Genomic DNA, 21,323 nt, shown 5'->3' with positions numbered 1-21,323 from the left:
GTGTAAATGAGACCAGAATAATTGTTAGCCGATGATTTTTTGAAGTAGTTTAATAGCCCGGGGGCGTTTAATGGCTTTCTAGTGAAGTGTCTCTAAAAATCCAGAAAGTTTTTAGTTGGGGTTTGGAATTTTGTGAGGGCCTCCCAATTCTTGGACAGTCAAAACTGGAAAATCGAGTCAGTATTTTCTTCTTTTTTCATCCGCATCACTACCTCGTTTGGGGCGGTCGGCCGCTGCCGTTAAATTTCCTAATGAGCTATGTGAGCGGAAACTGTTGTATTCCTCTCGCCAACTTTCAATTTTTTTCTGTGCATCTTCTAACGAAGAATCAATAAGCATTTAAACACTCATCCCTGAAGCTACCGTTAAAAGACTCAATAAAAGGGTTGTCCGTTGGTTTTCCAGATCTTGAAAAGTCCAGGGTAACGCTGTTGTCATAACACCATTTGTCCAGTGCTTTGGAAATAAACTCAGCACCATTGTCAACCTGGATCCGTTTAGGTAGGGCTAAATTTACAATTTTCAACTGATTCATCACAGCGACGACATCTTCTCCTTTCAGCGATTGACCGACATGAATAGCCAGACACTGCCGGCTAAAGTTATCGACTACAGTTAAAGCCGTATTTTCCGTCCGTCAAAGAGCTGATCAGCTACAAAATCCATGCTCTAACTCTGGTGAACACTAGAAAGTTGCGGTCGCTCAAGGCGCTGCGAAGCAGGTCTACTTCGTCTTGGATGCTTGCTACGCAAATTTAACCCTTGTTCTCTATATACCCGATACGATATACACGCTTATGGTTGTCTCTCCATTCCTCCCGTCTGAGTAAAACGTGAATTCTCTGATACCCATAGCGGATTCGGACCTGTGCAATTTCCTTAATTCGATGGCGAATAGCCGAATCGTCACGCCGGTGCGATTTATAATACCAACAGGATCTTTGTAGACAAACGACCGAACATGCTCGCAGGACGGCAACCTGATAATTTTTCATTAAGCTGGCGGCCGGCGTCTGTTTCTGGGCTGGTCTTAGAGCTTTTTTTGAGGATATCCTGTAACATTTGTTTGTCCAGGCTCAAATATGCTACAAGCTGCTTCAATTTTTGGTTTTCCTCTTCAAGTTGCCGAAGCTTGCGGAGCTCCGGAACACCAAGACCGGCATACTTCTTTTTCCAGTTGTAATAGGTGGCTTCACTCATACCCATTTTTCGGCAAACTTCTGCAACCGGAACACCGGTGGTCCGTCTGGCGCAGTGCAAAAATGATCTGCGCTTCGCTAAATTTTCTGATGGTTAAATTATCAAAATCGCCCGATTTTCTCTAACTATTAAATGTCCAGTTTTCAGGGGAGAGGTCATATGTTGGACTATATAGATAATCGTTAATTTCTGAATCAACAACCGTATTTTTCTTTTCCAATAACCGTAAAATGACGGTTTGACAGATCTTCAATCGTAGCTAATTTTGATAAGTTTATGAAGGTTAAGCTCTATGAGCCATGTTATGTTCTCTTATTTAAATCATTATCAATCATGAGTAAGTTCAGTCAAATTAAAATCGATCCGAACGGTGGTCCAATCACCGTTGACGTTGTTTTCAATGGAATTATAGTTGCGACGTACGATTACTATTTATGGTCTACAACCAATTCAGCTTATATAGATCATAAGCCAGGTAATAATCTAGACACAAAGTCCGACACCTATACGCTTCCCATGCCTACATCTATAAATGTGGGGAGAATGATTGAAGTAAGATCACATTTTGCTGCGCCAACTCCTCCGGAAACTGCGGAAAAATATAAAGTCAGTGCAGTGCTTAGGCAGGATGGTAAGGTACTGGGTTCTGCAGATGATACAGGGGCTGTTGATTCGAACGGAAATGTTCAGTTTACACAGTTACTAATTAAAATGATCTAATATTATGCTATTATTTCGAAGGGCATTTTACGGAGCTCTGATATCTTTGTCAATCATGCAAGTTAAAGCTCAGACGGACTCAACGTTAGCAAAATACTATCGGACCAATTTTGCAGTTCCAAGTCAACCAGCATTTAGTATGCTGAATTCCCAATCCACTGATATTTTGCGACCAACAGACGTTAAGGAGCTTTCAGTAATTGTGTCTGATTTTTTGAAAGGAAGTCCCTCTGTGATCCCCAAGTCTTACTCTCTTGAAATTGCTCCCTATTTGCTTGCCAGAGCCAATAAGCTTAAACTTTCCGACTTAAACAAAAAAGGTAATCAGCTATTGAGTACTATCAGATTTTCCTTAGGAACGAGTTCAAATAAGGATGGAGATGCCCGGCAGTCTGCATTTGGGTTACGATTCACACCGCTTAACAAGGGGGATGCCAGGTTTGATACAAAATTTAAAAATGATGTTGGGGCTATTCTTGAAGAACGGCAGAACTTGGATAGCAGAGCAGTGGAGATATACATTCGGGAGGGAGGTTTACCTCCTGGTGATTCCGTGACCAATGCAATAAGAGAAAAAAGAATCCAGTCAATTCTTGATAGCTTGTCCTCACAAGCAGGTCTGGTGAATGACAAACTCAACAGCCTTCGCGAGAAGTATAAAAAAGACAACTGGAATTCAAAAAAGATGGATTTTGCAGTAGCCTTAATGCTTTCATCACCGGACAGTCTTGCTAAAAATGCAAAAGTTAACAAGTTTTCGGCTTGGGGAACATATGCTTTTCCGATAAAAAGTTGGGGCCAAGGATTATTAGGGGCAGTTGCGTCGACAAATAAACTTGATAGTCTATTTACAGATCTGGAAGACCCTGTAAATATAAACACAAAGAGTTTTGCACTTTCTGCCAGATTGTATTTTGGAGTAAACCGTCTTAAAGGATTTTTTGAATGCCAGGGCAAAACTTCGACGCAAGTTTATACGCTGAAAGGGGTGAAAAACAAGGAAGATAATTTGTCGGCACTTTTAAATCTGGGGGGAGAATTAAATATTAACAGCAGCATGTGGCTTGAATTTAACACAGGGTTGTCCTTTACAGATCAAAAACATAGTCCGCATTCGAAGCTAGTCGGAGGGTTTAATTTACGCTTCGCAATACCGGAAAAATTTAATTTCTAGGGATTTCTGATTGCTAGTCTGACCATTTTAAGAAGATATATAAATATTAAAAGCCATGGGTATTAAATGTATAACCAAAGATTGTCCATTCGAGGTAGTTTATGACGGGCCTTGGATTGTTACAGGTCATGAAGCTTTCTTTCTTAAACCTATGAAGCCAAGTGAAATAAGTCAGACAAACGAACAGATTACATTAAAAATAGGAGAGAAACGACTAAAAGATTTGAAGGATGATGACTTGTTAACCATTAAATCTCCGGAATCATCGCGAGTTCAGGATGCACCAAATTCGATTCTTCCATTTACACTGAAGGTATCAAAAACAGTCAAAAAGAGTATTTTTCTGACTTGCCAGGCCAAACATACAAATCTTTATTACATTTCGATCGATGAATGAGGAACCTGAATTTACCTCGGTAAATGAGTTTTATTGGGCTTACTGGGCAAAAAAATACATTGATGGCAGCAGTGCTCAGATAGATACAGATCTTACGAAATTGCAAACAGTCATTGATTGGGCGATCGGGCTTGTTACGATAAGTAGTTTTATATCTGCTTCGTTTTCCGGGTTAACGGATAATGCTTATCTATTAATTATTCTATGTGTCCCTTTACCACTACTTATCATTGCGAGATTTTTCTCGACGGTGGGTGTCAAATACGACGTATGCAAGTTTGATCCACGTGTACCATCAAGTATTATGGAGGCGTACAATAAGCTGATGGATACCAAACTGCTAAACTTAACCCGTGCCAAAATGGTTACCGGCCTTGCATTTATCTCGTTGGCCGTAGGCTTGGGAATGTACTACATACTTAAAAATCGGACCAAAAATCCATATGTGAATTCCTTGAAACTGTCAATTCGTTCACAGGATGACAAATTTGATGCCCTGGGAATCTCTGGTTACTTGAAGGATAGCACTTTGATCCATTTGACGGTCAGTGCCTTTGTCAAACCCAATATAGTTGAACGGGTGATTGAAAAACACCTATATTTTTTCAATTCACCAGATAAGCAATTTTTTACCGGAGTGTTGGTAGACTGTACGGCTTACAAATACTCAGTCAATTTAGAATGGCCTGATACATTATCTTCCGGTTTTCTGGCGATGAGAATGGAAATTGATCGTCATGGTAAAATAATTGAATCTACTAAACCCAAAACAAAAATCACTCCTCGCGATACAATTCCCCAAGATCCGGCTGCGGTTGAAAGGGTGAAAGGCCTAATAAATTCTTTAAAACCCAAATAGTTCAGAGTAAATACAACTGAAACAACTTTTTAACAATTCATGAAATAGGCTAGTTATATTGTAAATATCACATTAAACAAGTTGTAGGTAGTATATGAAAATATAATTTTTTGTTATGATTTTTTTTGCATTTACTTATGCTTTTGACATGTTACTATCTGATAAATGGTTTTATCCTTTGTCTTAACTTACTTTCGAAGGGTTTTACGCCAATTCCTGATCGATAGAAATTTATATATTCATAGAATTCCGCTAGGGAGCTTTCGCCTCTTCAACACCTTATCATGAAAAATGGCTATGTCATACCCGTCGTCCTTTCATCGATTGTATTTTTTTTACTTGGAATCGTCGTCGCAACCTGGATTTTAGTTTTGCAAAAAAAACGATTACAAAATTCGCAAGAAGAGGCCCAATCAAAGTTTGCCTTTGAAAATGAGATGTATAGGTCTCAGGCCGAGGTTCAAAATCAAACCATGCAGAGAATTGGTAGGGAACTTCATGATAATATAGGGCAGCTCCTGACGGTAGCCAAGATTCACCTTCATTTAATGGAGGACTTACCTGCTGGTGAAGAGATGAAGAATACAATTTTGGAAATCGCTGAAATCATTTCAAAAACCATCACTGAGGTACGCCAATTATCGCAGATCATTGATGGTGATTTGGGTGAAAATTTTGGACTTGTGAAAAGTCTAAAAAATGAATTGCTGGGCATCAGAAAGCTCAAAGGATATTCAACGGAGCTAATTGTTGCCGATGATCTACCTGCATTAGGATTCCAAAAAGAAATAATCCTCTTTCGTGTCACGCAGGAAGCGCTCAATAATGCTGCCACGCATCATGCCTTCTCTGACCAGTTACGTGTTTTTGTCAGGGGGATTAATAATCAATTTCAATTTGCAATTGAGAGTACCGGTGTTGATTTTGATCAAAATGCTTTAAATTCTATATCAATTCAAATTGATGATGCAGGGAGTAGCGATATGAAATATAGGATTGAATTACTTGGAGGTACTTTGAAAATCAGTTCCGCGGGTAAAATGAGAAGAATTGAAATAAAAATTCCTTTATAGATAACCTTCTAGGCTTCTTCAATCTTGAATTAGCCTGCCAATCTTTAATGTAACAAACAGGTTAGATTTGATAACGACTTTTACGGGTCATCTCTGCATCGGTAGCGCTTTTGTTTTCAGACCTATTTAGTCGCCCCTCAAAAAGTCATTAACTATCTATATTATAGCGAATTAAGTAGTTAATTTCATTGTTTATTTTGCAAGATTTGTTTATTTTAGAATAAAAATCTTGCAGAATAATGCTAGCAAAACCCAAACAAACACCGCAGTTGAATTTCCTTTTGCCTGGTTTAAAAGAGCAATTGTCCAGCAAACATCCTCTGTATATCCGGGCAAATCAGGTTGACTGGTCTTTTTTTGATGAGCACTTTAAGAAGCATTACAGAGAGGAGTTTGGACGGCCAGCTTTGCCGATTCGGTTGATGGTTGCTTTATTAATTTTAAAGCATCTTCGGAACCTGAGCGATGAAAGCATGGTTGAACAGTGGGCCGAAAATGCTTATTATCAATATTTTAGCGGTGCTGAGTTTTTTACCCCCGGACCACCTTGCGAGGCAAGTGAACTTGTCCATTTTCGCAACCGTATTGGAGCCGAAGGCATCGAACTGATTTTGAAGGAAAGTATTCGCAACAACGGTAAGGATGGAAAAGAAGACAAAGCAAGTATAGATACAACGGTTCAGGAGAAAAACATTACATATCCAACCGATAATAAACTGCATCGCAAGATTATCAAAAGATGTGTTGCAATGGCTGAAAAGGAGGGCATTGAACTTCGTCAAAGTTACAAGCGCACACTCAAAAAGCTGGGGAGTGATCAAAGATTCCGCACCCATCCAAAGAATGCTAAAAAAGCAAGAAGAGCCGACCGAAAGGTCAAGACAATTGCCGGACGCCTACTAAGAGAACTGATCAGGAAGTTGCCAGCTTCGATGTTTGCCGAAGATTTGACTCTTTTCCAGCGCATTTTAGAACAAAAACGTAACGACAAAAACAAAGTGTACAGTGTCCATGAGCCGGAGGTTCGGTGCATCAGCAAAGGAAAAGAACATAAAAAATATGAATTTGGAAGTAAAGTTTCTATTGCACTGACCCAGACAACAGGCGTGATTATCGGGGCCTTAAATATTGCAGGCAATCAGTATGACGGGCATACTTTGGAAGCCGTATTAGAACAACAGAAACGGTTGAGTGGGCATGTACTAAGCGAGGTATTTGTAGACAGAGGCTACCGAGGGGTGACCAAAGTTGGTCAAACAACGATACACAGCCCGAAGACTTTCAATAAGAAAATAAGTCGTTACAAGCAAAAAAAACTAAGAAAGGGATTTACCCGAAGAGCAGCTATTGAACCTGTAATAGGCCATTTAAAAGCCAATTACAGGTTGTCAAGAAATTTTTACAAAGGCATTAAAGGAGACTCTATCAATGTAATGCTGGCAGCCGCTGCAATGAATTTTAAAAGAATGATCAACATCTGGAAGGAGTTTTTTCTGGCTATTTTGCTAAATATGAACCAACTCGTTTACCGGGAAAGGCATCAACAACATTTACTAAAATCACTTTTTAAGGCTTGACTATTTATTCTCGCACAGATGGACAATCAATTATCATGATATTTTGAAATCAACCCTTTGCTCCAATGTCTATTAATTTTTGCAATAATCTTCAAAATTACCATTATAAAATCGTTGGAAGAACTTATGGGAGAGGTCGCAAGGTCAGCGATTTAACCGTAAATTTGAATTACGCTACGGCTTAGTAGTACAAGGCCATGGGTGTGTTGTTTCAAATACGAAATATTCGTATTTTCAGAAAATTATCTCGCTTTGTCATGTCACTTGTCGTTTTCCAGTTCTTTAGAGTAATTGGCTTTGTACCTGCGTGCGGCAAAATCTTTTTATTTGGGATCTTTCTTTCCTTCCCAAACATAGGCATGGCTCAGATTTCCCATGGGGACAGTATGCTGACTGCATTAAAAAAGTTACCTCAAACCACGAATACGTTGGCGAACGATACGGTAAGAGTTGAACTTTTATGTCTGCTTGGTAGTGGCAAAGATAAGAATGGGTTGTTCCAGGGAGATTATAAGCAGTGCATTGCCTGGTTAAATGAAGCAGAACGGCTTTCTGCACATCACAAATGGACGAGAGGTCTGCTTGAAGCAAACCTTAATGCTGGTGTTTTACATGCGTGGAACGGAAATAACCTTATTGGCTTGCAAAAAATCCACAAGGCTAAATATTATGCGGAGCAGCTGAACAGACCTGAATATCTTGCCAAGACATATCGCTATCTGGCTGATCTTTATTATTTACTCGGGAATTATGATCAGTCAATTTTCTACTTGGAAAAAGCGCTGAAGCCTGCCAAATTGACAGATAAGGTCTTTTATATTATAGTCATTCAAAATCTTGGCGAATCCTATTTGCGAAAAAGTGAAAATCGAAAAGCAATGTTTTGGTTAAGTCAGGCATACCAGGAATCCAAACGGATTGGTGACAATCAAATGCTGAAATATACCACGCTGAATTGGGCTGACGCATGTCTTGCTGCAGGTAATAAGGAGCAGTTACGTCTGTTGTTGAATGAATACAGAACTAATCCTTTTATAGATAAGGCCTGGGACGTTCATTATTTTTCCTTGAACGCGCAACATTTTCTGCTGCAAAATTTACCTCACAAAGCATTAGTTGAATTGAAAAAGGGTTTATCCAATAGTGAAACCGCCGGAGAAGAACATCGCCGAGAACTATTTCTGACACTTTCACAAGTATATGAAAGACTCCATAAATCGGAATTGTCTTTAATTTATTATAAGAAATATTCGGAATTATGGGAGAAGGGCATAAAATCCTTTCAACAGCGACAAACCGAATATTTGAAATTTGAATATGAGAGTTTGAAGCAGGGGGATGCTATAGATTCACTTAACAAAGACATAGATGGACAAAAAGCTTCAAGGAACCGATTGTGGTTGGCTGTTGCATTAGCTCTTTTGTTCGCGACTTTTCTTGTTGTAAACAATAGGGTATTGAGTAAGAAAAATCGTCTCATTGAAGTTCAGCGCAATCAGATGATGGACTTTCAGGGCCAATTATTTGCATCTAACGACAAACTGACCAGGTTTAATGAAGAGTTGGAGCAGAAGGTATCAGAGCGGACGGAAGAATTATTATTGGCCAATCAAGAGTTGCATGCTAAAAATAGACAAATCCAGGAAGCATTTACGAATGGGAAAAGGCAGGAGAGAAAGCGGGTAGCTTCGGAACTTCACGATAACCTTGGTAGTACACTTTCCGGGCTAATATGGCAGTTACAAAGTATTATGCCCGAAAACCTCGCAGAAAAAGAACAAGACGTTTACACAAGACTTATTACGCAGATGCATAATGCCTATTCTGAAATCCGACACATATCGCATCATCTTCTGCCGCTCGAGCTGGATAATGGTCTTGAAGCAGCATTGAGCAGGCTTTTTGCTGATTTGAACAATAATAGTAAAATACGATTTAACCTGGAAGGCCGCTACCCATCAAACCTTCTTAGCAAGGAGCAGGAGGCAGAACTTTACAGTATTTGCCTGGAACTTATTAACAATACTTTGAAACATTCCGGATCCAGCGAGTGTACCTTGAAATTATCAACAAGTGAAAATACACTGGAATTGAGCCTGTCTGATAATGGCTATGGGTTTGACATGACTCAGGGAACCAAGCGAGGAAAAGGACTGGACAACATTGCTGATCGCGTTGAATCTCTAAATGGAAAATTTACGGTTCATTCGCGAGTGGGTTTAGGTGCACAGTTCAGAGTTGCAATTCTACAATGCTGATTGAGTTATGCAGTCTTAGACATGCATAACCATATGAGGCGTAGCCGTAGCGCATATCGGCACAAAAATGATCGCTTCCATCCAGCATGTTATTTACCGGCCGCTCCATTTCAATATGTTTACTGATCATATCCATAAGGAGGCTGTATTCAGTAAGCGGATGAAGTTGCTTATCTTGGATCGCCGAATGCACAACCGGGATCATTTCAGTTGCAAATACTTCTGGGGGAATTGCAATTCCCCCAGAAGAGCGAGGCACAGTGCGTCTTGAATTATAAAATTGTTTTGCACCATTCAAAACCCGCTTTATTACCGGATCCTTAATTTTTAGTTTCTGAAAAGATTCCAGAAATTTTATCACCCCCTGCAAACCGGAGAGCCCATTATCTACATTCATCAACCGATAACCATATTGTTTCTCATGGAGTAACTCGTAGTTCATCCAATTACACTCATTCTCGGACACCCATATTGCTTCACGACACAATAGTCGGGCAATATACCATGCCGCTGCAAGAGGTTTGTTGGTTATTGTTGCGGAGAACAAATTTTCCGCAGATTTGTCGAAAATGGAGAAGTCACAGACAAAAGGCGAATTCGGGTTCAGGTAGAACTTTTCCAGTCCACCCCACATTTCGTCCAGAAATTCCCTTACTGGTCTTCCATCGTTACCTTCCAATAGAAAAAGTATAGCATCGGCTATTACCTTGGATCGGAAAACTCCGAAACTCGAAGACTGTTGGTGAGGTGTGCTGCCAAAACCGATTCCGGACAATACTTGTTTAACAAAAAATGGAAGTCTGTTATCGAGAAAGGGCTCAATTTCTTGATGAAGCCAGCGAATCAAAATCGCTGCAACATCGAAATGGCGACGTTCGACATACAATACAAAATGATCACTTCTTTTGAACTCATCATTGGTAAAGGAAAATTTGAGTCGAAATGAGATAAGACGATCATTGAACAGGTCCGAAATTTTTAATATAAGTAATGGAATGGAAACTGTCAAAGTATCAATCTTGAGGTGGAAATAAAATCTTACTATTGAAGCGAGTCCTGCATTGTCCAACGGGTATTTCCCATTGACATATTTATATCCATTTTCAAATTGAAATTTAGGAAGCGATATACTTAAAAATGGAATCTCTTCGAATATTAAATTTCCTTTTCTTCCTTTTTTGCATTCAAAAACAATCTCATCTTCGACTGATTGATTAGATTCTGCAATGATTGTTTCGTAGCCCCTGGTAAGTGCCGGCCTTTCTCTTTCCTGGTCGCGTTGATCGTATCGCCAGAACCTGTTGCGCCAATAACCGTCAGTTCCCTGCTTAAAAATTTCGTCGAAAGGGAAATGGCGCTCTTCGGATCTGGGGGTAATTGCTCTTTCACCACTGTTTTGATAGTAATGTGTATAGATCCAGTTGGTTAGCACTATCTTTCTAAAATCCGGATGGGCCGGAGTAAGAGATATTTCGATCCCGTATTTGCTTCGTAGCAGGTTTACTATTTTTTCGCCTGTAAATTTTAAATCTACCAACTCATCATCAACCATGGTGATCATAGAGGTGATATTTTGTATCTGCTTAATAACAGTCTCTTTATAGTCTTCTTTCATATTTTAAGGCGAATATTTCTTGATAGCAACGCTCAGTGTCGTCTACAAGGGTCAAACCATACTTAAAAAAAATTGCTTCTTCCTGCCTTAGTAAAAATTCTTGAAGGAGGTAAATTCCGGACCATTTCAAAATTTCCTGTCGCATTTCTGCAGATTCAATACCGTAACCACGTAGAAAGCTGATAATACAAGGAAAGATGTCAAATGGAGACGCTCTAACAGTTTCTGCAGGGACTCCGGGAAGATCGGTCTTTAAAAGTAAACTTGCGATGAAGACCGCGACATCCCAGAACCAGGCACCATAGGCGACGCATTCAAAATCCAATATGACGATATCATTTCCTTTTTGTATAAAATTTCGGACGTCTGCATCGCCGTGAATCAGACCATTCATTTCTGACTTCCATCGTTGCCTCAATTCCTTGACCTGGCTGCTATGATGTCCAAGAAAACTTAGAAACTGAACCACATATACGTCATCGTTCAGAGATAGTTTTCTTTCTTCGGAATCAGTCAAGCGGAGTATTTTGGGTTCATAAAATCTGAACTCATCAATCCACTTCTTTTTGTCTCCCCAAACTGCCGCAACTGAATCCCTTTTGCAAACTTCATGGAATTGCTTTAGCACCTTTCCTGCCATATTGAAAGTTGCGAAGGTGCCACTTTCACCAATTGGTTTCGCCAACGGAACATACTCTGTTACAATTACGCTGTTGTAATCATCGTAATAAACTAATTTGGGTAAGTGCTCACCTACACTTCCCTTGAACGCTCTCGCTGTCAGTGCGTAAAACTCGGCTTCACTTCGGATGTCCCGAAGATTGGCCTCAGACAAACTTCGGGACTGTTTAAAAAAGAAGTTCAGCTTGTCGTTAGGTTCATCAAAACAGAAGTAGCATTTATTGCGTGATGTTTCGTTAATCTCACCAAAAGCTAACCCGTAAATATTTTCCCAATTAACATCTTCTGAACCTGTTTCGCCCGAAAATTGGACGACATCTGCCAGATAGTTTGCCAATTTATAGGCGGAAAGAGCGATCATCGGGCTAATCTGGTTGTATGTAGTCTTGTGAAATTGAACGGCCGGTTGTCATTGTCTGAAATAAACTGGCCCAACTCTGTTCCTATTGGTCGTACGTTGATGTCAAGGACTGTATCTGGGTTCTCTAACCACTTCTCAAGTTCAATGTAATCATCTGAAATTGTCATAAACTCTCCGTCAGCAAAAAAATGAACGTCGTACTTGGGAGTTTCGCGGGCGTGGGAAAACTCTTGAAGTTCTTCTTGTGATGGTATCCAAAAATTTCGAGTTGCCTCTTTAATGTAGATATTCTTTTCATTGTCATTCCTGAAATAAATATTACGCTGCGCGGACGTTTTGATCCCGGCATCAAGTTTCTCACCCTTGTCAAACATCATGATAGCATATTGCGCTCCAGCAGGTGGCTGTCCGCCGTTGGCTTCTTCTTTTGCTTTCAAAAGAGCATTGATTTTCTCGTTACACTCATAGAAATATCCGGTAGCAAGAACCAGATTTCGTCCGCTGTCACCAAAATTTGCGATATTCTGAACCGAGGCCATAAATTAAAGGGGTTTGATTAATATAGATTTGATAAAAAATGGATTCAAATATTGACGAGCTCAAATAATTACGTTTCTCCAAATACATTAGAAATTAAAATTTAAAGTAAAAGTATTATTTGAGCGATCTCTTCCATCGAGAACTACTTTTCCCATATTCCCAGCTGTTCGAGCGTTATCATAGAAATCAACACTGGGACTGCGTTGAAGCTTTGGATGCACCGGCTTTCCCATTGTTGCCTTTAAATAAATGAGATATCGCCCCAATAGAAAACAATTGTTTGCCTAGTATCTGGAGGATTTCTTATGACGCTGTAAAAAGGATTTAGGTAATTAGTTAAATAATACGGAAGTCCGTTTGGACAATGTAACCTTTTTACCACTGCATAGTTCAGTTCCTCCCCAACAAATATAGCTCCCTCACTAGAGGGGGCGGCTAGATCCGGATCTGTATTGTACTTTCCATTGCAAGAAAGAATTACACATACAAGAGTCAATATCCAAAAATATGTTATAATTACCTTCATTTCGAATGAATATAAGTTAATAGCACCTCCTTACCGGTAACGATTTTCGGTTTTTACGACTCCTTTCCACATGGATATTTACTGAATTGACATTTGTGCGTAGATCATCATCAGACTCGCCACAACAATCGTTGTCTTCATTGCTTTCAAGAACATAGTCCTCTGTATCCATAAATGAGGTAAATCGATAATATCCCTCTTTATTAGTTGCGGCTTGATCACGAAGTGTTGATGATTGGTCTGGATTTAGTTTAGAAACAAGAATGCCGAATACGTATCACAGCTCCCGATTGAATAAAACTATGATCATATTTGTCGAGGCAAATCAAACTAAAAGTTAATGATACTGCAATACTGATTTTTCAGTATTTTCTCCTGTTAATATTTGGCTAGTTACAAAGGTGTCAACTTATTTTTTGCAAAATCTTCAGTAAATCAGATTTTGAACAGGACCTACGTTTATTTAAGAAGCCCTGTAATTTAGAAAAATTTCTCTGTGAGCAGTGGCCCATCATAAGACATTTACCAAACGATACTTGCGTCACTGGAAAATAAGTTGGCATTGTTGAACAGCAATAATTAGTTAAAAAGTTTTCTTTAATATCAAACGGCAAGAGGCTAACTGCTGAACAGGAATCAGTAGGTTTTCTTTTGCTTGATAGGCATGATAAATATTCAAGGTGCCAAATAAGATTGATAATCTTATTTATTAGATAAAACACTTAGCAGAGCGATTCACTTTCTAAAGATATATTGTCGGTATGGACATACCGTGGTATAATCGTACTCTAGCACCCTTCTATTTTTCTTCCCTTTAAGTTCTAAAAACTGTGAACTTCAGAATTATTTTGACCTCAGGTAAATACATCCGGGTTAAAACGACAAGCCAAATCAAAAAGATTATAAATCAGAAGATCGCAAGCTTGATTAAATTTGCACCGGAGAACTTCCTGCTCGGCACAGCCGTAACGGTTAAGACGATGTTTTTCATCTGACCTGTTAGAAACAGCTGTTCAATCCCATGCAACCTGTCTCCCTCTTCATCCAGTGCACTGTTGAGAGTTATGCGACCACTACCGCTCCATAATCAAAGGTGGCATACCCACCAGCCCAACAAGAGTAGAGCAATCTCCCCTCAATTATCCGCAGGTTGGAGTAGATTCTGGAGAAGTTGGATAAGTAGTGGGGAGATTTGTTAGGACATACACATCATCTTTGACTAAGTTACAAGCACAATCTAAGAGTTCACGGTTGGATTCTGCGAAAAAATCAGTGCCGCAAATCAACTCCTTAGAATTTTATTCCTAATCCTAAAACAACATTTTCTACTTTCTCGGAGGTTAAGGGCACGTAACCTTTTTGGTAGTCGAGTTTGATAGCAATATTTTGATTAGCGCCAATCAAATATGACGACGATGCGGTGTAGTACGGACTATGCTCTGGAACACTGCTAAAACCATATAGATAACGGACCGCCGCATTAATTTCTATTTTGCTAAAAAACCTGAAGTCAACTCCCAACTTCCCGCCGGCTCTGAAATAAGTCGAGCTGCTTTTTAAGTTTTCCTTTTCACCCTGATCAAAAATGTGACCAGATTCGGCATGTAGAAATGTCTGTAATCTGTATTCAAACCCTTCCATTATACGATAATAAACACCCAATCCGGGCAGATTTCCTAGAACCGGCTCCCATTCCAGCTCTGCACCTGCCTGAGAGCTTTTGAAATCAAAATCTGTCGCGTAATTAGCTGTCAGGCGTAATAGATGGCGTGAGAATATTCCCTTTCCATCGACATCAAAATAAAGCCCTACTTTGGGGACTAATGAGTTGGCCATTTTTTTTTCGTCTTTTGAAATAACTCTATTGAATGTCACACTAGGTGCAACCACCAGTATTCCTTTGCGACGAAACGGATACATAATGGCGCCTTTGGCTAACCAGGTGTTGGTATGCTCTGAAAAATCGCGTGCATAAGAAAAAATGGCCGGTTTTGCTTTGCTGATGGCCTTCTGTGTCGTAGTCCGCGTAATATCTTCTGCAGATTCCCTTATAAGTATTCCTTTTACACTTAACTTCGGTTTAACGGGATACAGAAAATTAACCTGATTAAACGTATAGCTACTTTGTAATCCAAAGTTTGACGAAAAATCTAATAATGGTGCTGTGCTCGTAAAGTTTAAGTCGCCTATATCAATACTCCCGTTCTTGTTTTTGTCATTAATTAATTCTCCATAATTGTCAATTAAGTAAGTTTTTAACTCACTTGTGGTGTCCAGTGTCATGCTGTTATCAAGATCATATTTATTTTGAGCGGTCGCGCTGGCTGCGAAGCATATTGCGATTGCGGAGATTAGCGCTAATCTATTCATGGTTTTCATTAGTTTTTTTTTGTTGGCGGTGAATCCTCCTTATTTCACTGGTTTTGCTAGCTTCCTCACTAAACATGTCGATTAGTCCTTCATGCGTAAGAAGATGTTCGCTGAATGCTGTATGCTCCTTTGATTCTGTCGGAATTTTTGACCATATTAAAAGTAGCAACCCATTCACTGTCTCAGATTCCAAAACCTCCTCGTCTGATAATTCAATTGAGAATTCAATGAATTCTTCAATCAGCTTTTCTGTTAACCGGGAGATACCGACCTCCGTAAAGCCTAAGTCATCAGTGAGACTCAATCTGGCTAAAATTTCTTCTTGACGCCTTCCGGTAAGGCGGGCGATAGACTTAAAGGGTTGACAAAAAAATCAAAGGAGCTTGCAAGTCTTGCTGCAACACTTTATCTAAGTGAAAAATATACAACCAAGCAGATTTGCGAGCAATTGAAAATTGGAGGTAAGGCAACTTTATATAATTATCTGCGACATGAAGTATAGAAATTGAGGGATGAATCAGGATTGATAAAGTGGAGAAAGCCTCTTGATGTTCTAAAAGTTAAATAATTGGTATTATAGGCAAGCATCTAATTTGTTTTAAACTAATGCAATGAGTAAGAGAGGTAAAATGTTTGCTCAATTTGCCGTCAAAAAATAACTCAGTTCCTCAAAGGGGAACAACTACACAATCTAAGACCTTATCTATGGTTGGGTAGTGAACGTATATAGGCCGAAGACAGGATGAGTAACAGCAAAATGTGGTTAGAAGCCTGAACCTTATGAACAATATTATCGCTACTATTGACAATGTGAAAAGTCACTATATAATTATAAAAATTATTTTATTTCAATTTTAACAGAGTTGATGATATTTAAATAGTAGATTTCAGTGGGCAATAACTTATGTCTCGAAAAGCTTATTAAGTAATTCGTATAAACGGAAATGTATTTTAATAAATATGTCCTTTCCCAGACTAACAATTCATGTAGGAGGTTTGCGTAGCTTTTACATGCTTGCAAAAAATATGGGTCCAGGAATATCTGTTGTCCGAGAAGAATACATAAAACATAAGACAGAATACGACAATGGACTTCTACCAATACCATTTGAAATCGATTTACGTGGATTAAAGCCAGGTTTTATTAGTACGGCAACTCTCACAGCTTTATTATCTGTTTGTTATAATTTGCGTAAAACATTTGGTCAACCGATTCCCGCTTGGCTAGATTGGAATCCAGAAGTACAGAGATTTCTTGCTTCCTTGAGATTTTTTCAACTTGCCAATTCTTTAAAAATATTTAAATGGCTTCCCGGAGAGGAGATTATAGGAGGATATACGGTATCTAAAATCCAAGAATCTTCGACGATTGTTGTTTTCACAAATTCTATGAATTATGATGATATTAAAGATAGATATGCCGAAGTTAGGAGGCAACTTTGGGATCAAATTGCTCCACGCTTGGCATTTAATATTCAAGACTTAGTGTCCAATTTACGAGAAGAATCTGCTGGGATTATCACGAATGCAACTCTGGAGTTAATAATTAATGGCTTAATTCATGGCGAAAGTGAGACATTCGTAGGTATCCAAAGAAGGTCTCGTACACGGCTAACGGTTACCGTATGCGACTCAGGAATAGGGTTTCCCCTTTCCTTAGCAAAAACTACTAACGATATTTTACTTTCACGTAAAGAGAACCTTGAAGGCATACTATATGGTTGTTTGGCTACCGATTCATTTGAAAGTGGATTGACCCGTGCAATTGAATCGGTTTTAAATTATAAGGAAAGCTACAATCAAAATTATGAAAACGAAGGTTATGTTGTTGTGTCTTCATTTGATGCAGAGGTAAGATGGCAAAAGTATAATTGGGAACGTGCAAAACAAATCACACTGGAACCTTCTAACAATTTACAACTAAAAAATAATCTCGCGAAAATAAAACGACTGCGATTTGATCAAAGCGAAGGACATGAAACTGGATATTTTTTAAAATATGCAGATAACGTTAGCATCAAAGGAACAAGGATAACTTTTGAAATTGGAATATGAATGAATTCTATCTTTATACTGAGCATTTCTGTTATACATCGATCGAAGGCATTCTTTGGAGGATTTCGCCGTTTAACTTATCGAACTTTATCCCTGAGAAACCTACCGAAAGTCTAGCTCGAATAGTAGATTCGGCTGGCAGTAAAACGATTGTAATCGATTGGGACGGAATTTCAAATTTACATATCCACTCTCTCAATTCTTTCCTCAAAAAATTGAAATCGTTTGGCAAAACAGCACTTTTTATCAACTATGCCGGGCTTGAAAAGTCGAAATTAACCGATCCTTGTAAAGTTTATGAAATAAATCATGTTTCAATTGGAGATGAAATTTTAATATTATCGCCTAATCCAATTCAAAATTCTAATTACAAAATTGAAGATATCTACCAAGAGATTCAAAAGGCTCGAAACAACAAAGTAACTGATTCTATACTCAATTCAGCTGAATTTCATTATAATGGAGAATTTAAGCCATTAGCATCAACCCCATTATTATCAAATGGAGAATACAATTCTAATAAAATAATTGGTGTTCCCAGCTCATTTTTCTGGGTTACGTTTGCTTTGGCAGAGAAGGTTAAACAAATTGTTGAACAGTATCGAATTGGGAATGCAAAAAGGCCCGCAAAACTGATTAGTGTAAGTCTCAGAGCATCTGCCTTAGGGGCAGCGGTTAGTATGTTAACTGGAATTCCTTTGGAGACCATAAATCATTTTGGCCCAGTTAATAAGCCATTTAATATAGAAGCCGACTTATCATTCACTTGCGACTACATCTATATTGGCGATTATACCATTGGCGGAACAGAAATAAAAATTGCTCAAACATATGCGGCATTGAAGAATTCAATTCTTAATCACGGAGTTGTTTTGGCAAGTTTGTTTACTAGTAGCGATTACGAGCATATAGTAAAAATACATCCGCTTATAGATTCATTAAATAGTAAGATCGGGTCCTACTCTAAAATTGAATTTAAACTTCCCTCCTAATGAATTCCTCGCGGGTATTAAGAATCATTCATATTTCAGATTTCCATATTGGTGATAAAAATAACGCGAATGAATTGCTTTCGTTATCGCATTATGAAGAATTTATCAATTCCTTTGTAAACCAAGTAAGAAAAGTTCTAAAAGATGAGCAGGTTGATTTTCTGTTTATTACTGGCGATTTGGTTGATAAAGGAAATCGAGTTGGAAAATTGGAGGAAAACATGGAACATGCAACCTCGATAACGAATTATATTAAAAAAACTCTGAATCCGAAGCAAATATCTACTTGCATTGGAAACCATGACCTTGACCAAGAACTTACTACAATAAATTATACCAATAGTATCCGCAACTATTTAAATTTTTCTTCAAAATTTTCATTAGAAAATTCGATAGTTTTACCAGGTTCAACAGAATACATAAAGGTAGAGCAAATAGGAGATATTTATGTTGCAACCATCGACATTAATTTCAGATCGGATCAGAATGACAAGAAGCGACTCGAACTCAATCAGGTTGACTATGAAAGAGCAAAGATACTATTGGCGTCAGTTCCATCAAATAAACCCTTGATTGTATGCTCACATTTGCCTTGGGTGGTATTCCGTGGTCCAGAACTTATAGCCGAGGAAAATGGATGGATGGATAAACATCTATGGATAGCTGGATTAAGTATTTATGATAAAGACTTATATGAGAACCGGAATGATGCTTGGACACTATATCTTTATGGAGATGCCCACCATCCCAAATTTTTGCAAGAAGGCAAACATTTTCATGTTTTGACATCCACATTTGGTGGTGGAGATTTCACATCACGGCGATTTAATAATTCTGAATATAATAAAATTATTGAGGGAACAATTATCGAACTTGATGGGGATAAGCTCAATTACACAACGATATTTTATAAGACGACTAGTCAAACATATAACACAAATTTTGGTAGTAATTGGACGATAGAAGAATCTAAAAGTTATTCATTGAATAGCACTTCGAGATCACTTTTATTTTATTCACCACCTGGCGAACAATCCTATTTTAAAGATTATAAGACGGAAAAAATAAGTGATAAGGTAAGTTTGAAGATCAAAGAGCACATTAAAGAATTTAACTTATACAGGTTCGGACGATTCCCTATTTCCAATACTCACGCTTCCTTAGGGTGGATATCTATTCACAAATTATTTGAACAAATGGAGTATGGAGCTAGTGAAAATGGGAGTAAACTATTGCAATATTGCTTGTACGAGGCAAAGGAATGGATTACAGATCCTACAAACCCCGTAATTTCTGATTCTGAGTTGAACGATGAGGAAACCTTATTCCTAGGTATCAACCTATGGGGAGGGATTTTTGCAAGTTTCTTGGGAATGATGTGCACTGTTCCTAGTTTTTCCATATCTATGGAAAAAACAAATAGTGACTTTGTAAATAACGAAGATTGCTCTCCTTTCGAGCGTTTAGATCATTATAAATCATCTATTGTGAGCAAAGGAAAGGTAAAAAATATCATACTCTTTACAGATGTGGTGTCTACCGGAGAAACGGTTTTGAACCTTCTGTTATTTATCAATTCACTTATAAGTTTCAAACCGAGAGTATCAGTAGTGTCAATAATTTCAGATTGTGATACTATTAGAAAAGGAAACTTCGAGGCTTTTCACAGAATTGGTACACTTTGTAAGGATATGAAACTTCCAATTATACACATAGATACTCTGCCTGATGAAGATATTCTACCTTCTAAATTTAGTATCCATAGTTAATGTTCAATTAAACTTAAAGACTTCCTACTTTTCTTTTAAAAATAAATTGTAGAAGACTTCAATGATTTTTAATAAAGAGGCACAAATTGCAAACATTAACTCGGTACTGCTTTTCGGAGTATTGTTTGATTTATTTTTTCTTCTCATATGTCTTGTTATCAGATGTTTAATTTTATCTGATCGCAAATTTCGAATACAATTTAGCAGCTAACAAGCTACAATACTAGATTGTAGAAACACTTGTAGAATATGTTATTCAAATGTAGAACACAAATTATTACTGAAAATTAAACAGTATTACATCGATTAATTCTCTATTTCCCTTTTTCATTTTATTAAGTGCTTGCTTATGGAACCTCCATTTATTCCCTGGTTGTTTACCGTTCTGTTGGATAAAGCACGAGTCCAGCTTTAATGAGTCTAATCGGTCTTCCATTAAAATTAATCCCAATTCCATCATTCTTACTATTAGGTAGGCTAGCTCATTTGCATTTCTCTTCCATATAATTGGTTTGAATTCAGTAGGAAGTTTTCCTTGAAAAACCATTTTAAAATTTTCTGGCGTGCAACTTTCTATATAAGGATTTAATAAAAACTGAAGTTCACTCAGATCTTCTGAATTTCCGGTCCAAGTGTAAGAAATGGATGATTGGAAAGGAGGATAAAATTTTTTACTCCAAATTGATTTTAAATCAGCAGGCATCCCATTAAAGATGTTTTGGATACTGCTTGATGAATCGCTAAGTGATATCTTACTTTGAACATGCTCACTTTGAATTTCATTGATTGCAAATTTAATAAGATCCCAATACTCAGGTTGATTCGGTTCACTTTCTTCAACAGTAAGCGCCGAGATCTCTCTAATAAATTCCAGTAAACACTCGATATATTCAGGACATTTCATTTCGACACCCACATACCATCTTGCAACTGCGCAAAGGACCATTTCTGAGTCCAGGTTCTTATCAGGGCGATAAAACATTCTATTTACATTGTCAAAGTATTCGATGGTTCTCGAATTCACTGCTTCTAATCCCCTTCTAAACATTGGTCGACGCATGTCGAGTAATAAAGGAGCAATCTGATTAAATAAGTCCCAAATAAAGGAATCTTCATATTGAGTGAATTGGCCTACTTTATCTGCCATGAACTATCA

General features: G+C 38.2%; 17 protein-coding genes and 1 pseudogene. 10 read left to right on the top strand and 8 right to left on the bottom strand.

The genetic code is table 11. The annotated features are described in order from the left end of the window. Positions 1-177: 177 nt before the first annotated feature. A pseudogene (locus FDK13_RS07645) lies at positions 178-1,291 on the bottom strand (IS3 family transposase). Positions 1,292-1,533: 242 nt separating this feature from the next. On the opposite strand from FDK13_RS07645, the gene FDK13_RS07640 reads away from it, so the two are divergent. The 7 genes from FDK13_RS07640 (at position 1,534) to FDK13_RS07610 (ending at position 9,258) form a co-directional block, all read left to right on the top strand. After that, complete coding sequence (locus FDK13_RS07640; protein ID WP_137339405.1) at positions 1,534-1,920, top strand: hypothetical protein; 387 nt, start codon at positions 1,534-1,536, stop codon at positions 1,918-1,920. Between the two features lie 139 nt (positions 1,921-2,059). Next, complete coding sequence (locus FDK13_RS07635; RefSeq protein ID WP_137339404.1) at positions 2,060-3,094, top strand: hypothetical protein; 1,035 nt, start codon at positions 2,060-2,062, stop codon at positions 3,092-3,094. A 55-nt stretch (positions 3,095-3,149) separates the two neighbouring features. Continuing rightward, positions 3,150-3,491, top strand: a complete 342-nt coding sequence (locus FDK13_RS07630) for a hypothetical protein (RefSeq protein ID WP_137339403.1) — start codon at positions 3,150-3,152, stop codon at positions 3,489-3,491. Beyond that, the gene (locus FDK13_RS07625; RefSeq protein WP_137339402.1) at positions 3,484-4,350 is read left to right on the top strand and encodes a hypothetical protein; all 867 of its coding nucleotides are present in this window, start codon (positions 3,484-3,486) and stop codon (positions 4,348-4,350) included. Before FDK13_RS07630 ends, FDK13_RS07625 begins: the two co-directional genes overlap by 8 nt. A 284-nt stretch (positions 4,351-4,634) precedes the next feature. Next, complete coding sequence (locus tag FDK13_RS07620; protein WP_137339401.1) at positions 4,635-5,423, top strand: sensor histidine kinase; 789 nt, start codon at positions 4,635-4,637, stop codon at positions 5,421-5,423. Positions 5,424-5,662: 239 nt separating this feature from the next. Next, positions 5,663-7,000, top strand: coding sequence for an IS5 family transposase (locus FDK13_RS07615; protein ID WP_229215946.1), 1,338 nt, complete (start codon positions 5,663-5,665; stop codon positions 6,998-7,000). A 359-nt stretch (positions 7,001-7,359) separates the two neighbouring features. Beyond that, positions 7,360-9,258 (top strand): tetratricopeptide repeat-containing sensor histidine kinase, encoded by a 1,899-nt coding sequence (locus FDK13_RS07610; protein ID WP_170982742.1) that lies wholly within the window; start codon positions 7,360-7,362, stop codon positions 9,256-9,258. Here the strand turns inward: FDK13_RS07610 and FDK13_RS07605 are convergent. From FDK13_RS07605 to FDK13_RS07580, 6 genes are all read right to left on the bottom strand, one after another. Continuing rightward, positions 9,233-10,873 (bottom strand): T3SS effector HopA1 family protein, encoded by a 1,641-nt coding sequence (locus tag FDK13_RS07605; RefSeq protein ID WP_137339399.1) that lies wholly within the window; start codon positions 10,871-10,873, stop codon positions 9,233-9,235. The two genes, FDK13_RS07610 and FDK13_RS07605, sit on opposite strands and share 26 nt — an antisense overlap. Next, positions 10,857-11,915, bottom strand: coding sequence for a phosphotransferase (locus FDK13_RS07600; protein ID WP_137339398.1), 1,059 nt, complete (start codon positions 11,913-11,915; stop codon positions 10,857-10,859). The genes FDK13_RS07605 and FDK13_RS07600 overlap by 17 nt, the downstream gene beginning before the upstream one ends. Continuing rightward, the gene (locus tag FDK13_RS07595; RefSeq protein WP_137339397.1) at positions 11,912-12,454 is read right to left on the bottom strand and encodes a hypothetical protein; all 543 of its coding nucleotides are present in this window, start codon (positions 12,452-12,454) and stop codon (positions 11,912-11,914) included. Before FDK13_RS07595 ends, FDK13_RS07600 begins: the two co-directional genes overlap by 4 nt. Before the next feature lie 543 nt (positions 12,455-12,997). Then, entirely contained in the window at positions 12,998-13,246 is a 249-nt protein-coding gene (locus FDK13_RS36570; RefSeq protein WP_137339686.1) for a CARDB domain-containing protein, read from the bottom strand. A gap of 1,025 nt (positions 13,247-14,271) precedes the next feature. Beyond that, on the bottom strand, positions 14,272-15,351 hold the full coding sequence (locus FDK13_RS07585) for a hypothetical protein (RefSeq protein ID WP_137339396.1): 1,080 nt from the start codon (positions 15,349-15,351) through the stop codon (positions 14,272-14,274). Beyond that, the gene (locus tag FDK13_RS07580) at positions 15,344-15,655 is read right to left on the bottom strand and encodes a hypothetical protein (RefSeq protein WP_137339395.1); all 312 of its coding nucleotides are present in this window, start codon (positions 15,653-15,655) and stop codon (positions 15,344-15,346) included. Before FDK13_RS07580 ends, FDK13_RS07585 begins: the two co-directional genes overlap by 8 nt. 707 nt (positions 15,656-16,362) lie before the next feature. Here FDK13_RS07580 and FDK13_RS07575 point away from each other — a divergent pair. Genes FDK13_RS07575 through FDK13_RS07565 form a run of 3 tightly spaced genes read left to right on the top strand, consistent with a single transcriptional unit; the run spans position 16,363 to position 20,167 of the window. Then, a complete protein-coding gene (locus FDK13_RS07575; protein WP_137339394.1) occupies positions 16,363-17,406 on the top strand; it encodes a hypothetical protein in 1,044 nt (347 codons plus the stop codon). Beyond that, positions 17,403-18,398: a hypothetical protein gene (locus FDK13_RS07570; protein ID WP_137339393.1), complete on the top strand. Its 996-nt coding sequence runs from the start codon at positions 17,403-17,405 to the stop codon at positions 18,396-18,398. The genes FDK13_RS07575 and FDK13_RS07570 overlap by 4 nt, the downstream gene beginning before the upstream one ends. After that, positions 18,398-20,167, top strand: a complete 1,770-nt coding sequence (locus FDK13_RS07565; protein WP_137339392.1) for a metallophosphoesterase family protein — start codon at positions 18,398-18,400, stop codon at positions 20,165-20,167. Before FDK13_RS07570 ends, FDK13_RS07565 begins: the two co-directional genes overlap by 1 nt. A gap of 277 nt (positions 20,168-20,444) precedes the next feature. Here FDK13_RS07565 and FDK13_RS07560 read toward each other — a convergent pair whose 3' ends face one another. Next, positions 20,445-21,314, bottom strand: coding sequence for a hypothetical protein (locus FDK13_RS07560; protein WP_137339391.1), 870 nt, complete (start codon positions 21,312-21,314; stop codon positions 20,445-20,447). Positions 21,315-21,323: the final 9 nt, after the last annotated feature.

The organism is Dyadobacter frigoris (assembly GCF_005280585.1).
Lineage (GTDB): Bacteria > Bacteroidota > Bacteroidia > Cytophagales > Spirosomataceae > Dyadobacter > Dyadobacter frigoris.
Note: the sequence above shows the minus strand (reverse complement) of the source record. Positions and strands in the feature narration are given on the sequence as shown.